We start from the raw sequence: 26,295 nt of genomic DNA on the forward strand, positions 1-26,295 counted from the left end.
CGACTCGCGAGGTACCAAGCCGCGCGGGGTTCCGCGCGGCATGTCTTCCTTACCACGTTGCTCACCTGCTGCTTTCAGCAACCGTGTGGCAACCTTCTGCCTGCTCGACGTAGTGGCGCAACGCCTTTACGTCGAGCGGACCCGGGACGCGGAGCGCCCGCGGAAACGCCTTGCGGCGCACCGCCTGGTCCACACAGACCGGCACGGGGTGGACGTACGCACCCCGGCCGGGCAGCGTACCGCGTGGATCGGGGGTGCAATCACCCTCGATCGCCACGGTGCGCAACAGCTCGCTCTTGACCGCTCGCTCCCGGCACCCCACGCAGGTGCGCTCGGGGCATGCTCGGGTACGTGTCCGGCCAGACACTCCTAAGTCTACCTCCCCGGACCGACCTCACCCCTTCGGGGCAAGAATCGAACACATGCCGCACGCAAAGCTGTCGTGATCTCAGCGCCGTGCGGCTTGGATCTATTCCCCGCGGCCGTCGGACGACTGGTCCGACGACGCCTCGGAGGGCTGCTCGGTGTCCGGGCGGATGTCGATCCGCCAGCCGGTCAGCCGGGCCGCGAGCCGGGCGTTCTGGCCTTCCTTGCCGATGGCCAGCGAGAGCTGGTAGTCGGGCACGATCACGCGCGCGGAGCGGGCCGCCAGGTCCACGACCTCCACCTTGGAGACACGGGCCGGGGAGAGCGCGTTCGCCACCATCTCGGCCGGGTCGTCCGACCAGTCGACGATGTCGATCTTCTCACCGTTCAGCTCGCCCATGACGCTGCGCACCCGGCCGCCCATGGGGCCGATGCAGGCGCCCTTGGCGTTCAGGCCCGAGCGGGTGGAGCGTACGGCGATCTTGGTGCGGTGGCCGGCCTCGCGGGCGATCGCGGAGATCTCGACGGACCCGTCGGCGATCTCCGGTACCTCGAGGGCGAACAGCTTCTTCACCAGGTTGGGATGCGTGCGGGAGAGCGTCACGGAGGGGCCGCGTACGCCCTTGGCCACCCGGACGACGTACGAGCGCAGGCGCGTGCCGTGCGGGTAGGTCTCGCCGGGCACCTGCTCCTGCACCGGCAGGATGGCCTCCAGCTTGCCGATGTCGACCAGCACGTTCTTCGGGTCGCGGCCCTGCTGGACCACGCCGGTGACGATGTCGCCCTCACGGCCGGCGTACTCGCCGAGCGTCGCGTCGTCCTCGGCGTCGCGCAGCCGTTGCAGGATGACCTGCTTGGCGGTGGTGGCGGCGATGCGGCCGAAGTCGGACGGGGTGTCGTCGAACTCGCGGGCCGCCTGGCCCTCCTCGAGGTCGTCCGGGTCCTCCTTCGCCCACACGGTCACATGGCCGGTGTTCCGGTCGAGCTCCACGCGCGCGTGCCGGCGGCTTCCCTCGGTGCGGTGATAGGCGATGAGGAGGGCCGACTCGATCGCCTCGACCAGCAGGTCGAAGGAGATCTCCTTCTCCCGGACCAAGCCCCGCAGGGCGCTCATGTCGATGTCCACGGCTACGCCTCCTCCTCTTCCGTCTCGTTGTCGCTCTTGTTGTCGATCTCGTTGTCGCTGTCTTTTACGTTCTTGCGGTTGAACTCGACCTGGACGCGTGCCTTGTCGATGTCGCCGAAGGGCAGTCTGCGGGTGGTGGGCTTGCGGCCCTTCACCCCCGGTACTTCCAAGTCGAGTCCGTCCTCGTCCACGGCGAGGATGCGGGCGACCAGTTCACCGCCCTCGTGCAGCTGGAACCGGACCAGGCGGTCCGTGGCGCGCACGTAGTGGCGGTGCTGAGTCAGGGAGCGCTCCGCGCCGGGGGTGCCGACCTCGAGGGTGTACTCCCCCTCGCCCATCGCGTCGGTCTCGTCGAGCTTCGCCGAGAGCGCGCGGCTCACATCGGCGATCCGGTCCAGGTCCGCTCCGGTGTCGGAGTCGACGACCACGCTCAGCACACGCCTGCGACCGACCGAGTCCACCGCGATCTCTTCGAGGTCCAGTCCCTGGGAGGCGACGAGCGGCTCCAGCAGCTTTCGCAGCCTCTCGCTCTGGGTGGTGCTCATCCGGGTGACTCCTCGGCCGCGTGTGCTGTTGTGGGACGGTGCGCGTGTCTGGTCAAAGGGTATCCGGTCGCGGGGGGTGTTGCCGTCCACCCGGGTCCGGCGGTGCCGATGAGTGGTGGTCGGGCGGGGCACGGGTACCGTGATCACGGGCGGGCGGGATCGCGGGGTATCGCGGGGTTCCGTCGTGTTGATCGTCGTGGTGCTGTCTGTTTTGCCGTCGTTTGTCGTCGCTTCTGTCGTCGCTTTGTCGTCGTTTCCGTACGAGCCTGTCGAGGACTTCTGCCGTGTCCCTTTCCCCATCGCCGCGCCCGCCCCTGGGGCCGGGCAGAAGGAGCCTGCTCGCGTCGGCCGCCGGGGCCGCCCTGCTCGTCGGCTGTAGCGGCGGGTCGGGCTCCGGGGGGCCGGGGGCCGACCCGTCGGCCGTCGAGCGGGCCCGCGCGCGTGCGGCCCGGGACAGCGAGGAACTTGCCGCGCGGTACGCGGCGGTGATCGCGGTCCATCCCGGGCTGGCGGAGCGGCTGGGGCCGCTGCGGGCGGAGGTCGTGCGGCACGTGGCGGCGTTCGGTGGGGTGCGGGCGGGGTCGCCGTCCGCGTCGGCGTCCGCGTCGGGGACGGCATCGGGCGCGGCGCCTTCGGTCTCCGCTCGGGCCGCCGGGCCGGCGGACGACTCCGGTGCCGTGCCCGCGGACGAGAAGGGTGCCCTGGCGCTGCTCGTCCGTGCGGAACGGAAGCTCGCCGACCGGCGGGCCCGGGCGTTGCTCGATGTGCCGGGTGAGTTGGCGCGGTTGCTGGCCTCCGTCGCGGCGGCCGGGGCGGCGCACGTGTTCGTGCTGACGGAGGGCTGACGGGTGGGCAAGGCGGAGGACGGGCGGCTGGACGCCCTCCAGGCGGCGCTGGCGGCGGAGCACGCGGCGGTGTACGGCTACGGGGTCGTCGGCGGGCGGATCGTCGAGGAGCGGCGTGCCGAGGCGCGGACGGCGTACGACGCCCACCGGGCGCGACGGGACGCGCTGGCGCGCGAGGTGCGGGGCCTGGGCGGGGAACCGGTGGCCGCGGCGGCGGGGTACGCACTGCCCTTCTCGGTGCCGGACTCCGCGGCGGCGGTGCGGCTCGCAGCCGAGCTGGAGGACCGGGTGGCCGGGGTGTACTCCGACCTGGTGCGTGCGGTCGAGGGCGAGGCGCGGGCCTCGGCGGCCTCGGCGCTGCGCGAGGCGGCGGTCCGTGCGGTGCGCTGGCGGGGCGGGAGCGTAGCCTTCCCTGGGCTCGCCGAGCGGGCCGCGACGGCATCACCGACTGCGTAACGCGTACGGCATTCCGTACGGGAAGGGAACGGCTCGCGCATGGCTTTCGAACCGCCGCGGCGTTTGGTCAGGGCGCTCGGCGAGACGGCACCGGACGGTGACGACTGGTTGGCGACGCTGCCCGAAGTGGCGGAGCGGGCCGTGGCGCGGCGCGAGTTGACGGTCGAGCGGGTGCAGGTGCCCGGCGGGCGCAGCAGCCTGGTCGTCCTGGTGCGGACGGCCGAGGGGGTGCCGGCGGTGCTGAAGCTCGCGCCGCGCCGGGCGCGTCCGGAGAGCGAGCGGGCCGCGCTCGTGCACTGGGGTGGGCTGGGTGCCGTGCAGGTGCGCGAGGAACGTGCCGAGGAGGGTGTGCTGCTGCTGGAGCGGCTGCATCCGGATGTGTCGGTGCGGTCGTTGCCGGAGGCGAAGGCGTTGCTGGAGGCCGCGGGGACGTTGCGGCGGCTGTGGGTGGAGCCGCCGGACTCTCATCCCTTCGAGACCGTGGCCGAGCGGACCGGGCGGCAGGCCGAGGCGATGCGGGCGGGCGCGGCGGCGGACGCCGAGGTGGCGCCGCTGGTCGACGCGGCGCTGGGGGTGCGAGCGGAGTTGCTGGCCTCGCCGCCGGAGCGGCGGTTGCTGCACGGGACGTTCCGGCAGAGCAAGGTGCTGGCCGGGGATCGGATGCCGTGGCTCGCGGTGGGGCCGGATCCGGTGGTCGGGGAGAGTGCGTTCGATCTGGCGCGGTTGGTGCGGGACCGGGTGGAGGATCTGATCGCGCAGCCGTCGGGGGCGTCGACGACTCGGCGGCGGATCAAGCGGCTCGCGGAGTCGTTGGAGGTCGATCAGGAGCGGCTGCGCGGGTGGACGTTGTTCCGGGCGGTGGAGTCGGGGGTGCGGGCCCGGCGGGTGGGGCGGGAGCAGGACGCGGAGCTGTTGTTGGAGTTCGCGGGCTGGTTGTGAGGGTGCCTGCGGCGCCTGTGCGGGGTGGGTGGGGGTGCGCGGTGCGCGGTGCGTCCGGTGGGTGGGTCGGGGCCGCGCCGGGGGGTGTCCGTCCTCGGAACGGCGCGGAATCGGTCACTCACAGAGGCTCGGGGCGTTGACGCGCCAACCGCTGCGGGCGGACACCCCCCGACCCGACCCCTTCTCGCCGTACGCGGCTCTCCCGCCGCATGCGCGTAGCTGCGGGCAGTCGTGCCGCTGGGGCGGCACGGGTGGGCGCAGCGGCACCCCGGCAGCGCCGGGCCCGCGACCCACCCCCGCTCGGCCCGGAGGGCGTCAGCTGGTGAGGCGGGTGAGGGCCTCCTCGACCGTTACTTCCTCGCGCTCGCCCGTGCGGCGGTCCTTCAGTTCGACCACACCCTCGGCGGAGCGGCGGCCGGCCACCAGGATCTGCGGGACGCCGATGAGTTCGGCGTCGGTGAACTTCACGCCCGGGGACACTCCCGCGCGGTCGTCCACCAGGACGCGGACGCCGGCCGCGGCCAGCTTGTCGGAGACCTCCAGGGCCAGCTCGGTCTGGAGGGCCTTGCCGGCGGCGACGACGTGGACGTCGGCCGGGGCGACCTCCTTGGACCAGACGAGGCCCTTGTCGTCGGCGTGCTGCTCGGCGAGGGCGGCCACCGCGCGGGAGACACCGATGCCGTAGGAGCCCATGGTGACGCGGGCCGGCTTGCCGTTCTGGCCGAGGACGTCGAGCTTGAGGGCGTCGGCGTACTTGCGGCCCAGCTGGAAGATGTGGCCGATCTCGATGGCGCGGTCCAGCCTGAGGCCGGTGCCGCAGTGGGGGCAGGGGTCGCCCTCGCGGACGACGACGACGTCGACGTAGGTGTCGACCTCGAAGTCGCGGCCCGCCACGACGTTCTTGGCGTGGGTGTCGGGCTTGTTCGCGCCGGTGATCCAGGCGGTGCCGGGTGCGACGCGGGGGTCCGCGATGTACGTGACCTTCTCGCCCAGGCCCTGCGGGCCGACGTAGCCGCGGACCAGGTCGGTGCGGCCGACGAAGTCCTCGGCGGTGACCAGTTCGACGGCGGCCGGGGCGAAGTGCGCCTCGACCTTGTCCATGTCGACCTCGCGGTCGCCGGGGACGCCCACGGCGACGATCTCGCCGTCCACCTTGACGAGGAGGTTCTTGAGGGTGGCGGAGGCCGGGACGCCGAGGGACGCGGCGAGGGTCTCGATGGTGGGGGTGTCGGGGGTGGGGATGTCCTCGGCCGCGGGGACGCCGCTGGCGTCCGTGGGCGTGAGCTTGTAGGTGATCGCCTCGGTGTTGGCGGCGTAGTCGCAGTTAGGGCAGTCCGCGAAGGTGTCCTCGCCGGCCTCGGCGGGGGCCAGGAACTCCTCGGACTTGGAGCCGCCCATGGCGCCGGCGGTGGCCGCGACGATGCGGTAGTCGAGGCCCAGGCGCTCGAAGATGCGCTGGTAGGCGGCGCGGTGCAGGGCGTAGGACTCGGCGAGGCCCTCGTCGGCGACGTCGAAGGAGTAGGAGTCCTTCATGAGGAACTCGCGGCCGCGCAGGATGCCGGCCCGGGGGCGGGCCTCGTCGCGGTACTTGTTCTGGATCTGGTAGAGGATGACCGGCAGGTCCTTGTAGGACGACGCCTGGTCCTTGACCAGGAGGGTGAAGATCTCCTCGTGGGTGGGGCCCAGGAGGTAGTCGCCGCCCTTGCGGTCCTGGAGGCGGAAGAGTTCGGGGCCGTACTCGTCCCAGCGGCCCGTCGCCTCGTACGGCTCGCGCGGCAGGAGGGCGGGGAGCTGGACCTCCTGGGCGCCGATGGCGTCCATCTCCTCGCGGACGATGCGCTCGATGTTGCCGAGGACCTTCTTGCCGAGCGGCAGCCAGCTCCACAGGCCGGCGGCGGTGCGGCGCACGTAGCCGGCGCGGACCAGCAGCTTGTGGCTGAGGACCTCGGCGTCCGCCGGGTCGTCGCGCAGCGTCTTCGCCATCAACTTCGACATGCGCTGGACCGGTGCGTTGGCCATGGTTCTCGTGTCTCCTGCTGCGTAAGGGTGGTGCTAGGAGGTTAGCCGGGGGGTCCGGTGCGGTGGAAATCGGTTATCGACCGGCCGGTGGCCTGTGCAGGGGCAGCGGGGCGCCCATCACCGCGTACGGCTTGGGGGCGCTGGGGAAGAGGACCCGGCGGGCCAGGTCCTGGTAGCCGAGGGAGCGGTAGAGGCCGCGGGCGGGGCTCTCGGTGTCGATCGCGGAGAGGATCGAGCGGGGCTCGGTGGCGGCGTCGGTGATCGTGGTGATCAGGGCGCGGCCCACGCCGCGGTTCTGGTACGCCGGGTGGACGTGGAGTTCCGTGATGACGAAGGAGTCGTCGAGCCAGTCGTCGGTGCCCTGGGCGCGGAGGTAGGGCTCGACGACGGTGGACCACCAGTGGGTGCGGTCGTTGGGCATGCCGTAGACGAAGCCGACGAGGCGGCCCCGGACGGTGGCGCCGAGGGCTCTGGCGCCCGGGTGGGTCATGTGGCGCAGGACGATCTGACGGCGGACGGCCACCTCGTCGGGGCCGAGGCCGAAGGCGGCGGCTTGGACGGCCAGGGCCTCGTCCACGTGCGCGGAGAGGTCCAGTGGGCCGATCACGTGGTCCATGCCGGGGAGCCTACAGGGGGGTTGTGGTCGGGGTGCCGGGGCTGCCGCGGGTTCAGAACAGGACGCTCATGAACGCGCCCACTTCCCGGAAGCCGACCCGGAGATACGTCCGACGTGCCGCCGTGTTGAAGTCGTTGACGTAAAGGCTCGCCACCGGGGCGACGTCCGCGAGGGCGTAGCGCAGGACCGCCGCCATGCCGGGTGCCGCCAGGCCCTTGCCGCGGTACTCGGGGGCCACCCAGACGCCCTGGATCTGGCAGGCGCGGTCGGTGGCGGCGCCGATCTCGGCCTTGAAGACGACCTTGCCGTCGGCGTCGAAGCGGGCGAAGGAGCGGCCGGAGCCGACGAGTTCGGCGACCCGGGCCTGGTAGAGCAGGCCGCCGTCGCCGGCCATCGGGGAGATGCCGACCTCCTCGGTGAACATCGCCACGCAGGCCGGCATGATCCGTTCCATCTCGTCCTTGCGGACGCGGCGGACGTAGGGGTCCGGGGCGATGTCGTCGGGCAGGCGGTCGGTGACCATGAGGGGCTGGCGGGTGCGGACCTCGCGGGCCGGGCCCCAGCCGGGTTCGAGCAGCCGCCACAGCTGGGCGGTCGGGCCGGCGGGGCCGACGATCGAGGAGCAGCGGCGGCCGGCCCGGCGGGCGCGGTCGGCGAAGGCACGGACGGCGCGGGGGGTGGCGCAGATGGGCACGAGGTTGGCGCCCGCGTAGCACAGGGAGGTGAGCATGCCGTGCTCGTACCAGCCCCACATCTCGCCGCCGAGACGCCACGGGTCGAGTCCGGCGATCTGGACGCGGGCGGCCACGAAGGCGTTCGCGACCGGGTCGCGGTTGAGAATGGCGAGCGCGGCGTCCAGGTCGCTCGGTTCGAGCACGCGGGAGGTGGTCTGCGTCAACACGTGCGGGGGCCTCACCCTGAGATCTGCTGGTCCCCGCACTGTACCTGCCGCAAATATGCCGCGCCGCCCCCCTGGGGCGACGCGGCAGCGGTGGGAGGGATCAGCCCGCCACGGCGACGGAGGGCTCGCCGGAGGCCACGCCGTCCTTCTCCATCTGCTCGGCGATCTTCATGGCTTCCTCGATGAGGGTCTCCACGATCTTGGACTCGGGGACGGTCTTGATGACCTCGCCCTTGACGAAGATCTGGCCCTTGCCGTTGCCGGAGGCGACGCCGAGGTCGGCCTCGCGGGCCTCGCCGGGGCCGTTGACGACACAGCCCATGACGGCCACGCGGAGTGGGACCTCCATGCCCTCCAGGCCGGCGGTGACCTCCTCGGCCAGCTTGTACACGTCGACCTGGGCGCGGCCGCAGGACGGGCAGGAGACGATCTCCAGGCCGCGCTGGCGCAGGTTCAGGGACTCCAGGATCTGGATGCCGACCTTGATCTCCTCGACCGGCGGGGCGGAGAGGGAGACCCGGATGGTGTCGCCGATGCCCTGGGAGAGCAGGGCGCCGAAGGCGACGGCCGACTTGATGGTGCCCTGGAAGGCGGGGCCCGCCTCGGTGACGCCGAGGTGGAGGGGGTAGTCGCACTGGGCGGCGAGCTGGCGGTAGGCCTCGACCATGACGACCGGGTCGTTGTGCTTGACCGAGATCTTGATGTCCCGGAAGTCGTGCTCCTCGAAGAGCGACGCCTCCCAGAGGGCGGACTCGGCGAGCGCCTCGGGGGTCGCCTTGCCGTACTTCTGGAGCAGGCGGCGGTCCAGGGAGCCGGCGTTGACGCCGATGCGGATCGGGGTGCCGTGGTCCTTGGCGGCCTTGGCGATTTCCTTGACCTTGTCGTCGAACTGCTTGATGTTGCCCGGGTTCACCCGGACCGCCGCGCAGCCGGCCTCGATCGCGGCGAAGACGTACTTGGGCTGGAAGTGGATGTCCGCGATGACCGGGATCTGCGACTTCTTCGCGATGACGGGCAGCGCGTCGGCGTCGTCCTGGGTGGGGCAGGCCACGCGGACGATCTGGCAGCCCGACGCCGTCAGCTCGGCGATCTGCTGGAGGGTGGCGCCGATGTCGGAGGTGCGGGTGGTGGTCATGGACTGCACCGACACGGGGGCGTCGCCGCCCACCGCCACGGGCCCGACCTGGATCTGCCGGCTCTTGCGGCGCTCCGCGAGCCTGGTCGGAACGTCCGGCATGCCGAGAGAAATCGCAGTCATCTGCTGTGCAACCCCAAGTCGTGGATCAAGGTCCGGTCCCGTTCAGCGGCGGGCTCCGGCAATCGAGATTACGGCACCGACGCGAACGCCGGGCACGCGGCGTACGGGGCTGCACCCTTTGGCGTCCATCTGCCGGGCGTATGGAGTGAAGCCCGGTCCGGAGGGACATGCTCTCCGGATCGGGCTTCTCATCGGATCGGTCGGACGGTCCTCGGACGGTCCGTGGATCGGGTGATCACGCCGGTGCCGCGCGGACGGTCCGGTCGTCAGGTGAGGCGCACCGGGTTGACGACGTCCGCCACCAGCACGAGCAGCGTGAAGCAGACGAAGACGCCCGCCACCACGTAGGCCACCGGCATCAGCTTCGCCACGTCGAAGGGCCCGGGGTCGGGCCTGCGCAGCACCTTGGCGGTGGCGCGGCGCAGCGACTCCCACAGCGCGCCCGCGATGTGGCCGCCGTCGAGCGGCAGCAGCGGGAGCATGTTGAAGAGGAACAGGGAGAGGTTGAAGCCTGCCACCAGCATGACGAACAGGGCGAGCTGCTGGGTGGGCGGGATGTCCAGGGTGGCGATCTCGCCGCCGACGCGGGCGGCACCGACGACGCCCATCGGGGAGTCCGCCTCCCGGGGTCCGTCGCCGAAGGCCGCGTCCCACAGGGCGGGGATCTTGGCGGGCAGCGCGGCGAGGGAGTCGACGGCGTCGCCGATCCGGTCGCCCATCCAGGTCACGGACTGGCCGAAGTCCTGCTTCACCACGCCGGTGGCGGCGCTGAAGCCGAGGAAGCCGGCGGTCACGTACTCGCCCTGGACGATCTGTCCGTGGGAGTCCTTCTTCGCGACCTTGTTGGTGGCGATGGTCGCGTGGAGGGTGATCTCCTCGCCCTTGCGCTCGACGACGACCGGCACCTTCTCGCCGGGGTTGGCGCGGATCAGGTTGGACAGCCGGTCCCAGTCGTCGGTCCGTACGCCGTCGAAGGAGACGATCTTGTCCCCGGCCCGGAGGCCCGCCGCGGCGGCCGGGGAGGCCGGGTCGGTCTTGGTGCAGTCGTCGCGGTTCTCGCTCTGCGAGATGACGCACTGCGAGACGGAGCTGACGGTGGTGGTCTGCTGCGAGATGCCGAAGCCCATCAGCACGGTGAGGAAGAGCACCACGGCGAGAATGAGGTTCATGAACGGGCCGGCGAACATCACGATGACGCGCTTCCACGGCTTGCGCGTGTAGAAGAGGCGCTTCTCGTCACCGGGTTGCAGTTCCTCGAAGGCGGCCGAGCGGGCGTCCTCTATCATCCCGCGCCAGGGCGAGGTGGAGCGTGCCTCCATGCGGCCGTCGGGGCCGGGCGGGAACATGCCGATCATGCGGATGTAGCCGCCGAACGGGATGGCCTTGACCCCGTACTCGGTGTCGCCCTTCTTCTTCGAGAAGAGCGTCGGTCCGAAGCCCACCATGTACTGCGGCACCCGGATGCCGAACATCTTGGCCGTGGACAGGTGGCCCAGCTCGTGCCAGGCGATGGAGAACAGCAGGCCGACGGCGAAGAGGACTATGCCGAGGATGAACATCAGGGTCGTCATGCACGGGCCTCCGCCGTCTGTGCCGCCAGTTGCCGGGCCCGGGCGCGTGCCCAGGTCTCCGCTTCGAGGACGTCCGCGACGGTGAGCGAGGTTCCCGTACGGGGGGTGCCGTGCTCCTCGACCACCCGCGTGACGGTCTCCATGATCCCGAGAAACGGCAGCGCGCCGGAGCGGAACGCCTCGACGCACTCCTCATTGGCGGCATTGAACACCGCCGGGGCCGTGCCCGCGAGCTGTCCGACGTGCCGGGCCAGGTTCACCGAGGGGAAGGCCTCGTTGTCGAGCGGGAAGAACTCCCAGGTCGAGGCCGTGCTCCAGTCGAAGGCGGGGGCGGCGTCGGGGACGCGTTCGGGCCAGCCCAGGCCGACGGCGATGGGCCCGCCCATGTCGGGGGGCGTGGCGTGGGCCAGGGTCGATCCGTCGGTGTACTCAACCATCGAGTGGACATACGACTGCGGGTGCACGACCACCTCAATGCGATCGAAGGGAATGTCGTAGAGCAGGTGGGCCTCGATCACCTCCAGGCCCTTGTTGACCAGGGTCGCGGAGTTGATCGTGATCACCGGGCCCATGGCCCAGGTGGGGTGGGCGAGGGCGTCCTCGACGGTGACGGCCGCCAGCTGGTCTTTCGTCCGGCCGCGGAAGGGGCCGCCGGACGCGGTGACGACCAGCTTGCGCACATCGGCGCGGGTGCCGGCGGCCAGCGCCTGGAAGAGGGCGGCGTGCTCGGAGTCGACCGGGATGATCTGGCCCGGCTTGGCCAGCGCCTTGACCAGCGGGCCGCCGACGATGAGCGACTCCTTGTTGGCCAGCGCGAGGGTGCGGCCCGCCTCCAGGGCGGCGAGGGTGGGCGCGAGTCCGATGGAGCCGGTGATGCCGTTGAGCACCGTGTGGCAGTCGGAGGCGGCGACCTGGGTGGCCGCCTCCGGCCCGGCGAGGATCTCCGGGAGCGGCTCCCGAGCGCCGTACCGCGCGGTGAGCGCCTCCCGCAGCGCCGGTACGACGTCCTCGCGGGCGACGGCGACGGTCCGCGCCTTGAGCCGGTACGCCTGCTCGGCGAGGAGGGCGACCCGGCCGCCGTTGGCGGACAGGGCGGTGACCCGGAAGCGGTCCGGGTTGCGCAGCACGAGGTCGATGGCCTGGGTCCCGATCGACCCGGTGGACCCGAGGATCACCACGTCCTTCGGGCCGTCGTCCACCACCGGGTCGTAGACGAGGTGGGGGTCGGCGAGTGGGGCTGGACTGTCGCTCATCCCCCCATTGTGGCCGCAACGGCCCTCCGGGAGGACAGCGCGTCCCTCGTGCGGGTGTCCCGCACCCGCACGAGGGATCGCCGTGGCCCGGCCCCGGGTCAGCCGACGGCCCGGCGGACGTTCTCCCGCTGGGAGGGGCCCGGTGTCGCGTCCGCGATCCAGGGGCCGTCGCCCGAGGGGTCGACGACGCCCTGCTCCAGCCACGCGTAGGCGCCGCCCAGCACCCCCTTGACGACCTTGCGGTCCAGGTCGTCGGTGTTGCTCCACAGGCGGCCGAAGAGTTCCTCGACGCGCAGGCGGGACTGGCGGCAGAAGGCGTCGGCGAGCTGGTAGGCCTCGCGGCCGTGGTCGTCCCTGCTGCGCAGGTGCTCGGCGCGTACGCAGGCGGCGCTCATCGCGAACAGCTCCGCGCCGATGTCGACGATCCGGCCCAGGAAGCCCTGCTTGGTCTCCATCCGGCCCTGCCAGCGGGACATGGCGTAGAAGGTGGAGCGGGCGAGCTTGCGGGCGGTGCGTTCGACGTAGCGCAGGTGACCGGACAGGTCGGGGTGGCCGGACGGGTGGAAGTCGGCGTACGCGCGCGGGAGTTGGCCGGGTCCGGCGACGAGCTTCGGCAGCCACTTGGCGTAGAAGACGCCGGCCTGCGCGCCCGCCCTCGCCTTGTCGGACAGGGTCTTGTCGGGGTCGATCAGGTCCCCCGCGACCGAGAGGTGGGCGTCGACGGCCTCGCGCGCGATCAGCAGGTGCATGATCTCGGTGGAACCCTCGAAGATGCGGTTGATGCGCAGGTCCCGCAGGAGCTGCTCGGCGGGGACCGCGCGCTCGCCGCGGGCTTCGAGGGAGGCCGCGGTCTCGAAGCCCCGGCCGCCGCGGATCTGGACCAGTTCGTCGGCCATCAGGCAGGCCATCTCGGAGCCGTAGAGCTTGGCGAGGGCGGCCTCGATGCGGATGTCGTTGCGGTCCTCGTCGGCCATCTGGGAGGAGAGGTCCACGACGGCCTCCAGCGCGAAGGTCGTCGCCGCGATGAAGGAGATCTTGGCGCCGACCGCCTCGTGCAGCGCGACCGGCTTGCCCCACTGCTCGCGCACCGCCGACCACTCGCGGGCGATCTTCAGGCACCACTTGCCGGCGCCGACGCACATGGCGGGCAGCGAGAGGCGGCCGGTGTTGAGGGTGGTGAGGGCGATCTTCAGCCCGGCGCCCTCGGGGCCGATGCGGTGGGCGGCCGGGACGCGGACGCGGTGGAAGCGGGTGACGCCGTTCTCCAGGCCGCGCAAGCCCATGAAGGCGTTGCGGTTCTCGACGGTGATGCCCTTGGAGGCGGCCTCGACCACGAAGGCGGTGATGCCTCCCTTGCCTCCCTTGCCTCCCTCGCCGTCCTTACCGTCCTTGCCGCCCTCGCCCTTCTCCGGCTCGGGGACGCGGGCCATGACCACGAGGAGGTCGGCGACGACTCCGTTGGTGGTCCACAGTTTCACGCCGTCGAGGACGTAGTCGTCGCCGTCCCGGACGGCGGTGGTCGCCAGGCGGGCCGGGTCGGAGCCGACGTCCGGCTCGGTGAGCAGGAACGCCGAGATGTCGGTGCGGGCGCAGCGCGGCAGGAACGTGTCCTTCTGCTCCTGGGTGCCGAACATCTTCAGCGGCTGCGGCACGCCGATCGACTGGTGGGCGGAGAGCAGCGCGCCGATCGCCGGGCTCGCGGAGCCGACCAGGGCGAGGGCCTTGTTGTAGTAGACCTGGGTCAGGCCGAGGCCGCCGTACTTGGTGTCGATCTTCATGCCGAAGGCGCCCAGTTCCTTCAGCCCGGCGATCACGTCGTCGGGGATCCGCGCGTCGCGCTCGATCACCGCGCCGTTGATCTTCGTCTCGCAGAAGTCGCGCAGCTTGGCGAGGAACTCCTCGCCCCGCTGGACGTCCTCGTCGGCCGGGAGCGGGTGGGGGTGGAGGAGGTCGAGACGGAAGCGGCCGAGGAACAGCTCCTTGGCGAAGCTGGGCTTGCGCCAGTCCTGTTCCCGGGCCGCCTCCGCGACCCGTCGGGCCTCACGTTCGGTGACGGTGGGACGGGAGGAGGGGGTGGGTGGTGCGGACATGAGGCTCACCTCGCCACGAATCGCCCTGCACGGACGTGCGGGCGTACGTTACTGGTCGGTGCTGCTCGCTCGTATGTACCCGATCCGGGGCGGCCCAGCCACCCTTCGTGCGGCCGTTCGGCCGATACTGCGGGAGAGACTGGACGGGAGACTGGAGGAGGGGAACGCGGAGGAGTGGCAGTCGAAGCGCTTCGACGGACTATGGACACCCATCCTCGCTGCGGTTACTGTCGAACCACCCTCGCCCGCCCCTGTTGGCCCCGCGCGCAGTCGAAGCGCTTCACAAAGCTTGGAGAGCTGGATGGTCACCCTCGCCGAGGTCGCCCAGCACGCCGGAGTCTCGGCGAGCACGGTGAGCTATGTCCTCAGCGGCAAGCGGTCCATCTCCACCACCACCCGGCAGCGGGTCGAGGAGAGCATCCGGAAGCTCGGCTACCACCCGAACGCGGGCGCCCGCGCCCTGGCCAGCAGCCGGTCGAACATCATCGCCCTGATGATCCCGCTGCGCACCGACATGTACGTGCCGGTGATGATGGAGATCGCCATCGCGGTCGCGGCCGGCGCGCGCACCCACGGGTACGACATCCTGCTGCTCACCGGCGAGGAGGGCCCCGACGCGGTGCGCCGCGTCACCGGCAGCGGGCTCGCCGACGCGATGATCCTCATGGACGTCGAACTCGACGACGAGCGGCTCCCGCTGCTGCGCGGCACCCACCAGCCGTCCGTACTGATCGGGCTCCCCGCCGACACCGAGGGCCTCACCTGCGTCGACTTGGACTTCCGGGCGACCGGCGCGCTCTGTGTGGAGCACCTGGCACAGCTGGGCCACCGCGACATCGCGGTCATCGGCGAGGCCGCCGCGGTCTACGAGCGGCACACCGGCTTCGCCGAGCGCACCCTCGACGGTCTGCGCACCCGCGCGCGGGAGCTGGGGCTGCGGCTGCTGCACCGGCCCTGCGACGGCGGGTACGACGCGATGGCCGCGACGCTGGCCCGGATCTTCGACGAACGCCCGGACACCACGGGGTTCGTCGTCCAGAACGAGGCGGCGGTCGAGCCGCTGCTCGCCCTGCTGCGCCAGCAGGGCCGGGCCGTGCCGGAGGACGTGTCGGTGGTCGCGGTCTGCCCCGAGCAGGTCGCCACCCAGGCCTCGGTGCGGCTCACCTCGGTCGCGGTGCCCGCGCAGGAGATGGGGCGGCGGGCCGTGGAACAACTGGTCGCCAAGCTCGACGGCCGCGGCAGCGACGAGGTCGTGCTGCTCGCGCCGGAGCTGACGGTCCGGGCCAGCTCGGGACCGGCGCCCGTCCGGCCGTAGGACGCCTCCGCCCCGCCGCCCTCCGAACCCCGCAGGACTCTCCCAGGAGCGTGCCTCGTGACCCAGCCCGCGCAGTCGCCGTCCCCGGTCGGCCTCGCCCAGTCCTCCCCCACCGTCGGCACGTTCCGGGAGCGGGACGGCGCCCTGGAGTGGAGCGGCCGTCAGGAGACCGTCCGGATCGAGCCGTGGGGCCCGGACGCCGTCCGGGTACGGGCCCGGCTCGGCGGTCCGGTCCTCGAGGACCTGCCGGGGGCGCTGCTGCCCGGGCCCCCGGGGACCCGGAGCACCGTCCGGATCGAGGACGGGCACGGCACGCTCACCGTCGGCGCGCTGACCGTGGAGGTCGGTGCCGAGGGGCTGGTGCGCTTCGTGCGGACGGCGGACGGCGGTGAGCTGCTGGCCGAGGAGCGGGCCCACTTCTGGTGGCCCGGGCCGCGCCTGTACACGGCGGTCGGAGGCGGCCACCACCGCCTGGAGCAGCGCTTCGCCGCCTACGAGGACGAGAAGCTGTACGGCCTCGGTCAGCACCAGCACGGCAGGCTCGACCAGAAGGGCCTGGTCGTGGACCTGGTCCAGCGCAACGCCGAGGTCTCCATACCGGTGCTCACCTCCAGCCGCGGCTACACGCTGCTGTGGAACAACCCGGCGATCGGCCGGGTGGAGCTGGCCCTGGGCGGCACCCGCTGGGTCGCCGACTCGGCCCGCCAGATCGACTACTGGATCACCGCGGGCGCCCCGGCCGACACCCAGCGCCGCTACAGCGCGGTGACCGGCCGCACTCCGATGCTGCCGGCCTGGGCGGCGGGCTTCTGGCAGTGCAAGCTGCGCTACCGCACCCAGGACGAACTCCTCGCCGTGGCCCGCGAGTACAAGCGGCGCGGACTGCCCCTCGACGCGATCGTCTGCGACTTCTTCCACTGGACGCACCTGGGCGAGTGGAAGTTCGACCCGGCCGAGTGGCCCGACCCGGCGGCGATGGTCCGGGAGCTGGACGAGCTGGGCGTCAAGCTGGTCGTCAGCGTCTGGCCGTCGGTGTCGCCGCTGTCCGAGAACCACCCGGTGATGGAGCAGCGCGGCCACTTCATCGGCACCCAGTACGGGCCGATGGCGCACGCCGACTGGCCGGACAAGGGGGTGGCGTCGACGGTCCAGGTGGCCTTCTACGACGCCACCAACCCCGAGGCCCGCGCGTTCGTGTGGTCGAAGATCAAGGAGAACTACCTCGACCCGTACGGCATCACGGCCTTCTGGCTGGACGCCTGCGAGCCGGAGCTGAAGCCGGGCTTCCCGGCGAACCTGCGCTACTGGGCGGGCCCGGGCCTGGAGGTCGGCAACCTCTACCCGGCCGAGAACTCCCGCGCCTTCGCCGAGGGCCTGCGCGCCTCGGGCGTGGACGAGGTGATCACCCTCAACCGCTCGGCGTGGGCGGGCAGTCAGCGCCACGGCGCCGCCCTGTGGTCCGGCGACATCGGCACCGACTTCGCGACCCTGCGCCGTCAGGTCGCGGCCGGGCTCAACACCGCGCTCTCCGGCATCCCCTGGTGGAACACGGACATCGGCGGCTTCCACGGCGGCGACCCGGACGACCCGGCCTACCGCGAGGTGCTGGTCCGCTGGTTCCAGTTCGGCGCGCTGTCCCCGCTGATGCGGCTGCACGGCTTCCGCGACCCGGGCATGCCGCTGGGCCCGGACATGACCGGCGGCCCGAACGAGGTGTGGTCGTACGGCGATGCGGCGTATCCGATCCTGGAGAAGTACCTGCGGCTGCGCGAGCGGCTCAAGCCGTACGTGCTGGGCGTGATGCGCGAGGCGCACCAGGAGGGGCTGCCCGTGATGCGGCCGCTGTTCCTGGAGTTCCCCGCGGACCCGGCGGCCTGGGCGGTGGACGACGCCTACCTGTTCGGCCCGGACCTGCTGGTCGCGCCGGTGCTGACGGCGGGCGCCACGGTCCGGACCGCCTACCTTCCGGCGGGCGCGCGCTGGACGGACGCGTGGACGGGCGCGACGTACGAGGGCGGCGCCGCCGTGACGGTGGACGCGCCGCTGGACCGGATCCCGCTCTTCCTCCGGGACGGCGCGCGGTTGCCGGTGGTCGCGGACGCGCAGTGAGCGCAGGGGCCGGTCCCGGGACCGGCCCCTGTGCCGTGGTGCGCGGGTGCCGTGGTCAGCCGCCGCTGACCGTCAGGTTGTTGGTGCGGAAGTCCAGGCCGCCGGCGGACGAGGTGATCTCGTAGCCGAACTGCACGTCACCGATGGTCTCGTTGCCCATCCAGCCCTTGGTGTCCTTGATCCACTTCAGGATCGGGAGGATGTTCACCGTGCCGGAGTTCGAGTCCGAGGTGCGCAGGAACGAGAAGACCTCGTTGACGCCGTTGCTCCCCTTGTAGACGTTCCAGGTGTGGCCGCCGAGGCTGACGGTCCCCTGCGCGGTGCCGAGGGGGCCGACGGCGCCGTTGTAGTTGACCCAGAGCATGATCTCGTAGTCGTAGTCCGTGTCCCAGATGTCGTACGAGGTGTTGTACGCGCCGGACGTCGGGACGGTGACGTTGTAGCTGCTGGTGAGCGAGCCGAGGGAGGCGATCGGCTTGTTGATCACTTTCTTGGCGTTCGGGTAGGACTTGATGCCGCCGGTGTCGGGGTGGTTCGCCCAGACGCCCCAGTTGGTGCCGGAGTTGGCCCAGACGCACTGGCTTCCGGCGCCGGAGCCCCAGATGTTGTTGTAGAGGGTGTAGCCGTTCAGGCTCGTGTTGCCCCACTGGTCGCAGGAGTTCCAGACAGCGGCCTGGGCGGGGGCGGCGGCGAGGCCGACGGTGGCGCCGAGCGCGAGGGCCGGGGCCAGGAGGGCGGTCAGGGTGCGCGTGCGAGCGCGGGTGCGGGTGGAGGTGGGGCGCGTGCGTGGTGCCATGGCGTTTCCTTCCATGGGTGGGGGGACGTGCGCTGGTGTTACCGCGCCTTGACGCTGATGACGCGGTCCTCCCCGGCGACGAGGTCGAGCGGTTCGGCGCCGGAGGGAGTCCTGAGTTCGATGCGGCGGGTGCGGTCCGGGCGCACGACGGCCCTCGCGCTGCCGTCGGGCGTCCAGGTGAGGTCGACGGTGGCCCCGAACCGGGTGCGTACGCCCCTGAGTCCGCCCCGCGGGCAGGAGGCGGGCAGGGCGGGCAGCAGGACCAGCCGGCCGGGGGTGGACTGCACGAGCATCTCGATGAGCACGGCGGGCAGGGCGTGCGCGGCGTCCGCGTTGTAGACGTCGCGGTGGGGGTAGTGCGCGCTCATCAGGGACGCGTGGAAGTAGTCGCCGTCCAGCACCCGGCCGAGCGCGTGGGCGACCCGGTCGGCGTCGCGGAGTCTGGCCGCGACCAGGGCGTGGTGGAGGTGGCCGTGGGCGGAGTCGTTCTCGGCGCCGCGCAGTTCGAGGGCGCGGTGGGCGGCCTCGGCGAGGTCCGGGGTGTCGTACGGGTTGATCTCCTCCAGGGGCCAGACGCCGTAGAGGTGGCTGAGGTGGCGGTGGTCGTAGGTGTCTGCCAGGCCGGGCCACGCCCACTCGGCGAGCGCCCCGTCGGCGTTGACCCGGTGCGCGGGGATGCGGTCGGCGAGCGCGCGCCAGCGGCCGGCGTGCCCGGGGTGGCGGTCGGCGGCGGTGAGCAGGGCGTGCCGGGCGGCGGAGAGGTCCATCGCCGCGTTCAGGGTGCCCCAGCTCGCGTTCGCGGGACGGTTCTCGGGCGAGTAGGAGGGGACGACGGCCAGGTGGCCGTGCTCGTCGGTGCGGTGGAGGAAGTCCTCGTAGAAGAGGGCGACTTCGGCCAGGGCGGCGGTGGTGCGGGGGTCGTCGGTGCCGTAAGTCTCGTCGTGGTCGGCGAGGGGCTTGAGCAGCCAGTCGGCGCCCGCGGTCCACAGGTGCAGCGGGTACGCGCGGCTGAAGTGGTACGTGTGGCCGCACTCGCCGTCGGTGTGCGAGGGCGCGACCACGCCCCGGGTGCCGAAGATCGCGCGGGCGTTGTCCCGCCAGTCGGGCAGGTGCCGGTGGACCAGGGCGGCGTGCGCCTCGGTGACCTCGGGGAGGGCGGCGGCCGCGGCGGAGGCGGTCTGGAGGTTGAGGTTGGCGTTGGTGGTGAAGGCGCCGGACCAGGCGGTGTTCCAGTCGCCGGTCCACAGGCCGGTGAGGCGGGGCGGGAGCAGGCCGCTCGCCGACAGCAGGTGGTAGCGGCCGGCGGCGAAGAGCCGTTCGAGGAGCGCGGGGCGGCCGCCGGGCCCGGCGAGCAGGACCGAGCCCGGCAGGGCGCGTTCGGCGGGGTCGGCGGCGAGGTCGAGGGTGACGCGGTCGTAGGCGGTGCGGTGGTGGGCCAGGTGCCGGACGAGCAGGTCGTCGTACGAGGAGGCGTGCCGGTCGTCGTACGAGGAGGCGTGCCGGTCGTCGTACGGGGAGGCGTGCCGATCTCCGGTCGGCAGGGCGCGCAGGGCGCGGCTCTCGGCGACCGCGTCCAGCTCGCCGGTGTGGCGGTGCACCCGGGTCAGCAGCAGCACCTCGGTGGCGCCCTCGATGTGGACGCCCGGCGGTACGAGCTTCGTGGTGCCGCCGGTGACGGTGGCGAGGGTGACGCCGGTGTAGGCGAGGTCGCTGCCGGGATAGCGGGCGCGCAGGACGAGCAGGGCGCCCTCGGGGGTGAGGACGGCGCCGTGGCCGATGCCGAGCCCGGTGGGGGCGCCGGGGAGACGGGGGTCGAGGGACAGGTCGAGGGTGAGGTGCGGGGCGGTGACGCGCTGGACGATCACGTCGTCGGCGCGGGAGACGAAGACACGGCTGGTCCAGGCGCCGCGGGTGGCCGTGGTCACGCCGGTGGCGAAGTCGACGGCGCGGCGGTAGGGGGCGTGGCTGTCGTCGGCCGGTGGGCGGTCCAGGCGCACTTGGAAGGCCGGGTGGAAGGGGCGTACCCAGTGCAGCGGGCGGCCGTCGGTGAAGTCCTCGGCGGCGGCGGTGTCCCCGGCGAGCAGGCGGTCCTGGAGGGCGGGCAGTGCGGCGGCGAGCGCGGGCGGGCGGCGGTGTGCGTCGTCGCCGTCCGGGCGGACCAGGGTGTGGTGGGTGACGATCACCCGGTCGGCGTCCGGATCGCCGAACACCAGGGCGCCGTGGTGGCCGTTGCCGCTCAGGAAGGCGTCCTCCCAGCGGGCGGCGGGGTCCGGCTCCCAGGTGCCGTGCACGGGCGTGTCGCTCATGACGCCGGCTCCGGGTGGCCCAGTACGGCCACGCCGTAGCGGCCGAGGGTGACGCGGTCGGTGACGACGGCGTCGGTCAGCAGGTCGCGGTGGGTGCCGGGGACGTCGACGGTGACCGGGTCGCGGCCGTGGTGGAGGAGGAACAGCAGGTCGCCCCGGCGTACCGCCTCGACGTCGGCCGGGAGGGCGTCGAGCACCGGGCGGACGCCCGCGTCGGCCGCGGCGCGGGCGAGGAGGTCGCGCAGCGCGTCCGGCTCGGGGAGGGTGGAGAGGTACCAGGCGCGGCCCTTGCGCAGGACGGCCGGGAGTCCGTCCAGCTCCCCGCCCCGGTACGGGACCGTCTCGGACGCGGTGCCGTCGGGTTCGATCTCCTCCGACCACAGGGTGCCGCGGAAGCCGTCGCAGTCGGCGCTCTCACCGTCGTCCAGGGGCCACCACTCGTGCAGGGTGCGGATGCCGAACAGCTCACGCAGCCGGGCGTCCATGCCGCCGGGCCTGATCCGGTCGTCCGGGTCGGCGACGCCGGTGAGGAAGCCGCAGACGAGGGTGCCGCCGCCGCGGACGTGGGCGAGGAGGTTCTCGATCGCCGCGTCGGTGAGGGCGTAGAGCTGGGGCGCGACGACGACCCGGTACGGGGTGAGGTCGTCCTCGGGGCGGGCGAAGTCGGTGGTGAGGTGGGCCCGCCACAGCGCGCGGTGCCAGGTGCGCAGGACGTCCGCGTGGTCGACGCGGGCGGAGGGGCGGGCCTCCTGGTCGGCGGCCCACCAGGACTGCCAGTCGTGCAGGACGGCGATGTCGGCGCCGACCGTGCCACCGGCCGCGTACGGGCCGAGTCGCGCGAGGTCGGCGCCGAGCCGCATCACCTCCTGGTAGGTACGGCCCCGCTCCCCCGCGTGGGACACCATGCCGGAGTGGAACTTCTCGGCGCCCTGCCGTGACTGGCGCCACTGGAAGTAGCAGACGGCGTCGGCGCCGCGCGCCACCGCCTGGAGCGACCAGAGGCGGTTGAGGCCGCGCGGCTTGGGGTGGTTCACGCCGCGCCAGTTGACGGGTCCGGCCGCCTGCTCCATGAGCATCCACGGGCCGCGCGCCTGCGAGCGGGTCAGATCCTGGACCAGGGCGCCCTCCTGGGCGCCGAACGGGTCGCGCGGGTCGGGGTAGAGGTCGACGGAGACGACGTCCTCCTCCTCGGCCCAGCGCCAGCCGTCCTGGCCGGACCACAGCGGCATGAAGTTGGTGGTGACCGGGAGGTGCGGGGTGTGGCGGCGGACGATGTCGCGCTCGGCGGTGTAGCACTCCAGGAGCATGTCGGAGGTGAAGCGCCGGAAGTCCAGGACCTGGGTGGGGTTCCTCAGGTAGTGGGCGTGGCGGGGCGGGGCGACCTCGGCCCAGTCGCCGTAGCCCTGGCTCCAGAAGGCGGTGCCCCAGGCGGTGTTGAGGGCGTCGAGGGTGCCGTAGCGGTCCTGGAGCCAGCGGCGGAAGCGGGTGGCGGCCTCGTCGCCGTAGTCGTAGGTGCAGTACTCGTTGTTGATGTGCCACAGGGTCAGGGCCGGGTGGCTCGCGTACCGCGCGGCGAGGGCCTCGGTGACGGCGGCGGCGTGGCGGCGGTAGGTGGTGCTGGAGTGCGAGAAGTGCTGCCGGCCGCCCCACCACTCGGTGCGGCCGTCCGCGTCGCGGGGCAGGGTGTCGGGGTGGAGGTTGCCCAGCCAGGGCGGGGGCGAGGCGGTGGGGGTGGCGAGGACGACGCCGATGCCGCCCTCGTGCATCAGGTCCATGAGCCGGTCCAGCCAGCCGAAGTCGTGGACGCCGGGGCGTGGTTCGAGCCTGGACCAAGAGAAGACGCCGAGGGTGACGGAATTGACGCCGGCGGCCTTCATCAGGCGGACGTCCTCCGGCCAGGTCTCCTCGGGCCACTGCTCGGGGTTGTAGTCGCCGCCGTAGAGGATGCGCCGGCCGGTGGCGTCCGACAGGTTCGGCATCAGCCCTTCACCGCCCCGGTGAGCATGCCCTTCTTGAAGTGGCGCTGGACGAAGGGCGACAGCACGGCGACCGGCAGCAGGGCCATCACCATGACGGCCATCTGGACGGCGAGGCCGGAGAGTTCACCGGTCTTGATGGCCTGGCCGAGGCCGACCGGCGCCTCCTGCTTCTGCACCAGCTGGATCATGATGTTCTGCAGGGGCAGCATGTCCTGGTCGTTCAGGTAGAGGGAGGCGTTGAACCAGGCGCTCCAGTAGCCGACGGCGTAGAACAGGGTGATGACCGCGACGACCGCGCGGGACAGCGGAAGGACGATCTGCCACAGGATGCGCAAGTCGCCGGCGCCGTCGATGCGGGCGCTGTCGGTCAGCTCCTGGGAGATGCCCATGAAGAAGCCGCGCAGCACCAGGATGTTGAAGACGCTGATCGCGCTCGGCAGGATCAGCGCGAGGTAGCTGTCGGTCAGGCCGAGGGACTGCACCAGCAGGTAGGTGGGGATGAGACCGGCGCTGAAGAACATCGTGGCGAGCAGCAGCAGGAGGATCCAGCGGTGGCCCAGCGAGCCGCTGCGGGAGAGCCCGTAGGCGCACAGCACGGACACCGCCATGGAGAACAGGGTGCCGACGAGTGTGACGCCGATGCTGACGAGGGCGGCGCGGGTGACCTGGCCGCCGCTGAGCAGTTCCTGGTAGGCGACGAAGGTGATGTCCTTGGGGATCATCACCAGGCCGCCGGCCTCGTCGATGGTCCTGCGGCTGGACAGGCTGGTGACGACGACGATCCACAGCGGGAACAGGATGCCCAGGCAGGCCAGGAGCAGCACGAGCCCCTTGCCGGCGATTCCGGCCCGGCTGGGTTTCTCCTCCCACGCGGGGCGGGGCGGGGCGGCCCACGGGCGGGGCCGGCGCGCGGGCCTGTCGCCGACGGCGGTCGTGTCCCGTACGGCCGTCGCTTCGGGTACGGCGGTCACTTCTTGTACACCCCCTGCTCGCCCATGAGGTGGGCCACCTTGTTGGCCACCAGCACCAGGCCGAGGCTGATGACGCCCTTGACGAGCCCCGCGGCGGCCGCGTAGCCGAAGTCCTGGTTGCGCACGCCGTTCCACCACACGAAGGTGTCGAGGACCTCGGCCGCGCCGGGTCCGACGGCGTCGCGTTGCAGCAGGATCTGTTCGAAGCCCACCGTCAGGGCGTCGCCGACGCGCAGCACCAGCAGCAGCGCGATCACCGGGCGCAGCGCGGGCAGCGTGACGTGCCACATGCGGCGCCAGCGGTTCGCGCCGTCCATCGCGGCGGCCTCGTACAGGTCGGGGCTGACCGAGGCGAGGGCGGCGAGGAAGACGATGATCCCCCAGCCGGCGTCCTTCCACACGCTCTGCGCGGTGACCAGGAACTTGAAGGTGTCCGGGTCGGTCATGACGCCGAGCCCGTCGTACCCGTGGTCGCGCAGCAGCTGGGACAGCAGCCCGGCCCCGCCGAGCAGCTGCTGGAAGACGGCGATGACCAGCACCCACGAGAAGAAGTGCGGCAGGTAGAGGATGGCCTGCGAGATCGCCCGCACCCGGGGCCGGACCACGCTGTTGATGAGCAGCGCGAGCCCGATGGGGATCGGGAAGTACAGCAGGAGCTGGAGCAGGAAGAGCACGAGCGTATTGCGCACCGAGTTCCAGAACGCGGAGTCCTGGAAGATCCGCTGGAAGTTCTCCAGCCCCACCCAGGGGCTGTGCAGGATGGAGACGATCCCGTTGTCGCTGAGGTACGGGTCGTACTCCTGGAAGGCGACGACGTTGCCGAGGATCGGCAGGTAGTTGAAGAGCAGTACCAGCAGCACGGCCGGCAGGGTCATCAGCAGCAGTACGCGGTCGCGCCGGAACCGCAGCCGCAGGCTCAGCTTGCCGGGGTCGCGCTTTCCGCGGCGGGGGCCGGTGGCGTCGCCGGACGCCACCGGGGTCTTCTTCGTCGCATCGGCCTCGGTCCTGGTCCGAGGCACCGTGCTGTGGGACACGGTGGTTCTCCTTGCCTCGGTACCTGGTCAGCCGGCCGCCGGTCCGTTCTCGTCGAGGATCTTCCGGTACCAGTCGCGCAGTTCGTCCCCGCCCTTGCTCTTCCAGTCGGAGACGGCCTGCTGCATGTCGCCGATCTTCTTGCGGCCGCGGACGATGTCGTCCTCCAGCTGCTCGAAGTCGTTGGAGAGGTTGGTGTAGCGGGCGGGCTCGGTGATCTGCATGCCGTAGAAGGCGGGCTTCTTGGTGAAGGCGCCCATCCGCTGCTGCCACTCGACCTGTCCCCTGGCGACCTCGGGGAAGTCGGGGTGGGCGATGGTCGCGGCGGGGCTCGCCACCATCACGTAGGCGTTCATCACGTCGATGTTGCCCTGCTCGGTCTTGGTGGGCACCCCGTCCTTGACGGTGTAGTGGGTGCCCTCCACGCCGTAGTTGGTGGCCATGTACTCCTTGGTGCCGTACGGCGCGGCGGTGACGTTGGCGACGGCCAGCACGTCGCGGATCACGGACTTGGACGCCTTCTTGTTGACGAAGGCGAAGATGCTCGCCGGGTTCTGGGCCCACAGCGTGGGATCGCCGCCGTCGTGCCCGAAGAAGTCCATGCCCCAGATCTTGAACCCGGGGTTCTGGGTGGCCTGTTCCGCGGTGCGGCTCCACCACTGGGACATGTCCTGGTTGTAGATGAGGAACTCGCCGGCGGCGAACTTGGGCCCGGGGTCGGTGGCGTTGCTCTTGCCGAGCCTGGCGTCGGGGTGCACGACTCCCGCGGCGAACAGCTTGCGGGTCCACTCCAGGGCCTCGAGGTACTCCTCGGTCTCGATGCGGTACAGCAGCTTGCCGTCGACCTCGTTCCAGCCGAGCGACTTCTCGTTGCCCGAGAGCACGCCGAAGGCGTTGAAGGCGGTCCACTTCATGTCCAGGCAGCCCCAGCGCTTGGCCCTGGCGTTGGTGGCGTCCTTGGCCAGCGCCAGGAACTCGTCGCAGGACCGGGGGACTTCGTACCCCTCCTTCTCGAAGATGTCCTGGCGGTACAGCGGCACGATGGCGGACACGTACGAGGAGGGCAGCGGCAGGCCGCGCAGCTTGCCGCCGAAGATCGACCGCCGCCAGGCGTCGGTGGGGATCGCGGCGAGGTTCGGGTACTCCTTCACCGCGTCGCCGGACAGATAGGGGCCCAGATCGGCGAACTTGCCGATGATGGCGCTGGGTATCTTGCCGGTCATGTTCCAGCCGGGCACGACCACCACGTCGGGCACCTCGCTGGAGGCGAGGACCGCGCCGAGCTTCTGGTCGTAGGTGTTGCCGTCCTGGTTCTGCCAGGCCACGTCGACGCCGATGAGGTCGTTCATCGCCCGGTAGTAGGCGTTGTCCTCCTTGGGCGGGGACCCCCAGAACGGCGACATGATGGTGAGCCGGCCGCCCTTGCCGAGCTTCTCGGGCACCGAGGTCTTCAGGTCTCCGAGGTCGAGCTTGCTCGTGAAGCCGACCGCGGAGCCGTTCTTGCTGGGGATGTCGGGCGTGACGACGCTGCCCGCCACGTACGCCGGCAGCAACTTCTCGGCGTCCTTGCCCGACGTGGTGCCGTCGCGCGAGCCTCCGTCGGATCCGCCGCAGGCGGAGAGCAGCGGCACCCCTCCCGCCACCGCCGCGGTGGCGACCGCGGTGGAGGCGAGGAAACTTCTCCGGCTGGGACCGGAGGCGGCGTTCGGCGTCATGTGCGTCAACCCTTCGTGCCTTCGTGGCGCACCGCGAGAGACCCGACGGGGCGTCGGCCGCGGTGTGGTGAGGGAACTGAGACAAGC

General features: G+C 71.9%; 21 protein-coding genes. 5 read left to right on the forward strand and 16 right to left on the reverse strand.

The genetic code is table 11. The features are described from left to right. Positions 1-61: 61 nt before the first annotated feature. The 3 genes from ACIRGB_RS29420 to rimP all read right to left on the reverse strand — a co-directional run bounded on the left by ACIRGB_RS29420 (position 62) and on the right by rimP (position 2,037). Positions 62-367 (reverse strand): YlxR family protein, encoded by a 306-nt coding sequence (locus ACIRGB_RS29420; protein ID WP_403871473.1) that lies wholly within the window; start codon positions 365-367, stop codon positions 62-64. 102 nt (positions 368-469) lie between these two features. Then, positions 470-1,492 carry a transcription termination factor NusA gene (nusA, locus tag ACIRGB_RS29425; protein ID WP_403871476.1) on the reverse strand — a complete coding sequence of 341 codons (1,023 nt, stop codon included), beginning with the start codon at positions 1,490-1,492 and terminating at the stop codon, positions 470-472. Positions 1,493-1,494: 2 nt separating this feature from the next. Beyond that, positions 1,495-2,037 carry a ribosome maturation factor RimP gene (gene rimP / locus ACIRGB_RS29430; RefSeq protein WP_403871479.1) on the reverse strand — a complete coding sequence of 181 codons (543 nt, stop codon included), beginning with the start codon at positions 2,035-2,037 and terminating at the stop codon, positions 1,495-1,497. Positions 2,038-2,321: 284 nt separating this feature from the next. On the opposite strand from rimP, the gene ACIRGB_RS29435 reads away from it, so the two are divergent. Genes ACIRGB_RS29435 through ACIRGB_RS29445 form a run of 3 tightly spaced genes read left to right on the forward strand, consistent with a single transcriptional unit; the run spans position 2,322 to position 4,277 of the window. Then, positions 2,322-2,882, forward strand: coding sequence for a hypothetical protein (locus ACIRGB_RS29435; RefSeq protein WP_403871482.1), 561 nt, complete (start codon positions 2,322-2,324; stop codon positions 2,880-2,882). 3 nt (positions 2,883-2,885) lie between these two features. Beyond that, the gene (locus ACIRGB_RS29440) at positions 2,886-3,338 is read left to right on the forward strand and encodes a ferritin-like domain-containing protein (protein ID WP_403871485.1); all 453 of its coding nucleotides are present in this window, start codon (positions 2,886-2,888) and stop codon (positions 3,336-3,338) included. Positions 3,339-3,377: 39 nt separating this feature from the next. Continuing rightward, positions 3,378-4,277 (forward strand): aminoglycoside phosphotransferase family protein, encoded by a 900-nt coding sequence (locus ACIRGB_RS29445; protein WP_403871488.1) that lies wholly within the window; start codon positions 3,378-3,380, stop codon positions 4,275-4,277. 315 nt (positions 4,278-4,592) lie between these two features. Here the strand turns inward: ACIRGB_RS29445 and ACIRGB_RS29450 are convergent, their stop codons facing one another. The 7 genes from ACIRGB_RS29450 to ACIRGB_RS29480 form a co-directional block, all read right to left on the reverse strand. Continuing rightward, positions 4,593-6,296 (reverse strand): proline--tRNA ligase, encoded by a 1,704-nt coding sequence (locus ACIRGB_RS29450; RefSeq protein WP_403871491.1) that lies wholly within the window; start codon positions 6,294-6,296, stop codon positions 4,593-4,595. A 73-nt stretch (positions 6,297-6,369) separates the two neighbouring features. Next, on the reverse strand, positions 6,370-6,912 hold the full coding sequence (locus ACIRGB_RS29455; protein ID WP_403871494.1) for a GNAT family N-acetyltransferase: 543 nt from the start codon (positions 6,910-6,912) through the stop codon (positions 6,370-6,372). A 52-nt stretch (positions 6,913-6,964) separates the two neighbouring features. Next, on the reverse strand, positions 6,965-7,813 hold the full coding sequence (locus ACIRGB_RS29460) for a GNAT family N-acetyltransferase (RefSeq protein WP_403871497.1): 849 nt from the start codon (positions 7,811-7,813) through the stop codon (positions 6,965-6,967). Positions 7,814-7,913: 100 nt separating this feature from the next. Then, positions 7,914-9,071 (reverse strand): flavodoxin-dependent (E)-4-hydroxy-3-methylbut-2-enyl-diphosphate synthase, encoded by a 1,158-nt coding sequence (gene ispG / locus ACIRGB_RS29465; RefSeq protein ID WP_226027564.1) that lies wholly within the window; start codon positions 9,069-9,071, stop codon positions 7,914-7,916. 266 nt (positions 9,072-9,337) lie between these two features. Continuing rightward, positions 9,338-10,630 carry a M50 family metallopeptidase gene (locus tag ACIRGB_RS29470; protein WP_403871843.1) on the reverse strand — a complete coding sequence of 431 codons (1,293 nt, stop codon included), beginning with the start codon at positions 10,628-10,630 and terminating at the stop codon, positions 9,338-9,340. Positions 10,631-10,638: 8 nt separating this feature from the next. Continuing rightward, entirely contained in the window at positions 10,639-11,895 is a 1,257-nt protein-coding gene (dxr, locus tag ACIRGB_RS29475; RefSeq protein ID WP_403871500.1) for a 1-deoxy-D-xylulose-5-phosphate reductoisomerase, read from the reverse strand. 98 nt (positions 11,896-11,993) lie between these two features. Then, entirely contained in the window at positions 11,994-13,985 is a 1,992-nt protein-coding gene (locus ACIRGB_RS29480) for an acyl-CoA dehydrogenase family protein (protein WP_403871503.1), read from the reverse strand. Between the two features lie 301 nt (positions 13,986-14,286). On the opposite strand from ACIRGB_RS29480, the gene ACIRGB_RS29485 reads away from it, so the two are divergent. Next, entirely contained in the window at positions 14,287-15,300 is a 1,014-nt protein-coding gene (locus ACIRGB_RS29485; RefSeq protein WP_403871506.1) for a LacI family DNA-binding transcriptional regulator, read from the forward strand. A 57-nt stretch (positions 15,301-15,357) separates the two neighbouring features. Beyond that, positions 15,358-17,409, forward strand: a complete 2,052-nt coding sequence (locus tag ACIRGB_RS29490; RefSeq protein ID WP_403871509.1) for a TIM-barrel domain-containing protein — start codon at positions 15,358-15,360, stop codon at positions 17,407-17,409. Positions 17,410-17,464: 55 nt separating this feature from the next. Here ACIRGB_RS29490 and ACIRGB_RS29495 read toward each other — a convergent pair whose 3' ends face one another. From ACIRGB_RS29495 to ACIRGB_RS29520, 6 genes are read right to left on the reverse strand one after another with little or no spacing between them, the layout of a single operon-like run. Further along, a complete protein-coding gene (locus ACIRGB_RS29495; protein WP_403871512.1) occupies positions 17,465-18,205 on the reverse strand; it encodes a hypothetical protein in 741 nt (246 codons plus the stop codon). A 38-nt stretch (positions 18,206-18,243) separates the two neighbouring features. After that, complete coding sequence (locus tag ACIRGB_RS29500) at positions 18,244-20,511, reverse strand: glycosyl hydrolase family 95 catalytic domain-containing protein (protein ID WP_403871515.1); 2,268 nt, start codon at positions 20,509-20,511, stop codon at positions 18,244-18,246. Next, on the reverse strand, positions 20,508-22,490 hold the full coding sequence (locus ACIRGB_RS29505) for a beta-galactosidase (RefSeq protein ID WP_403871518.1): 1,983 nt from the start codon (positions 22,488-22,490) through the stop codon (positions 20,508-20,510). The genes ACIRGB_RS29500 and ACIRGB_RS29505 overlap by 4 nt, the downstream gene beginning before the upstream one ends. Next, a complete protein-coding gene (locus ACIRGB_RS29510) occupies positions 22,490-23,461 on the reverse strand; it encodes a carbohydrate ABC transporter permease (protein ID WP_403871520.1) in 972 nt (323 codons plus the stop codon). The genes ACIRGB_RS29505 and ACIRGB_RS29510 overlap by 1 nt, the downstream gene beginning before the upstream one ends. Next, positions 23,458-24,495 carry an ABC transporter permease gene (locus ACIRGB_RS29515; RefSeq protein WP_403871522.1) on the reverse strand — a complete coding sequence of 346 codons (1,038 nt, stop codon included), beginning with the start codon at positions 24,493-24,495 and terminating at the stop codon, positions 23,458-23,460. The genes ACIRGB_RS29510 and ACIRGB_RS29515 overlap by 4 nt, the downstream gene beginning before the upstream one ends. Before the next feature lie 27 nt (positions 24,496-24,522). Beyond that, positions 24,523-26,208 carry an extracellular solute-binding protein gene (locus ACIRGB_RS29520; protein WP_403871524.1) on the reverse strand — a complete coding sequence of 562 codons (1,686 nt, stop codon included), beginning with the start codon at positions 26,206-26,208 and terminating at the stop codon, positions 24,523-24,525. Positions 26,209-26,295: the final 87 nt, after the last annotated feature.

Origin of the sequence: Streptomyces sp. NPDC102490 (assembly GCF_044765285.1) — a bacterium.
In the GTDB taxonomy this organism is placed as follows: Bacteria; Actinomycetota; Actinomycetes; order Streptomycetales; family Streptomycetaceae; genus Streptomyces.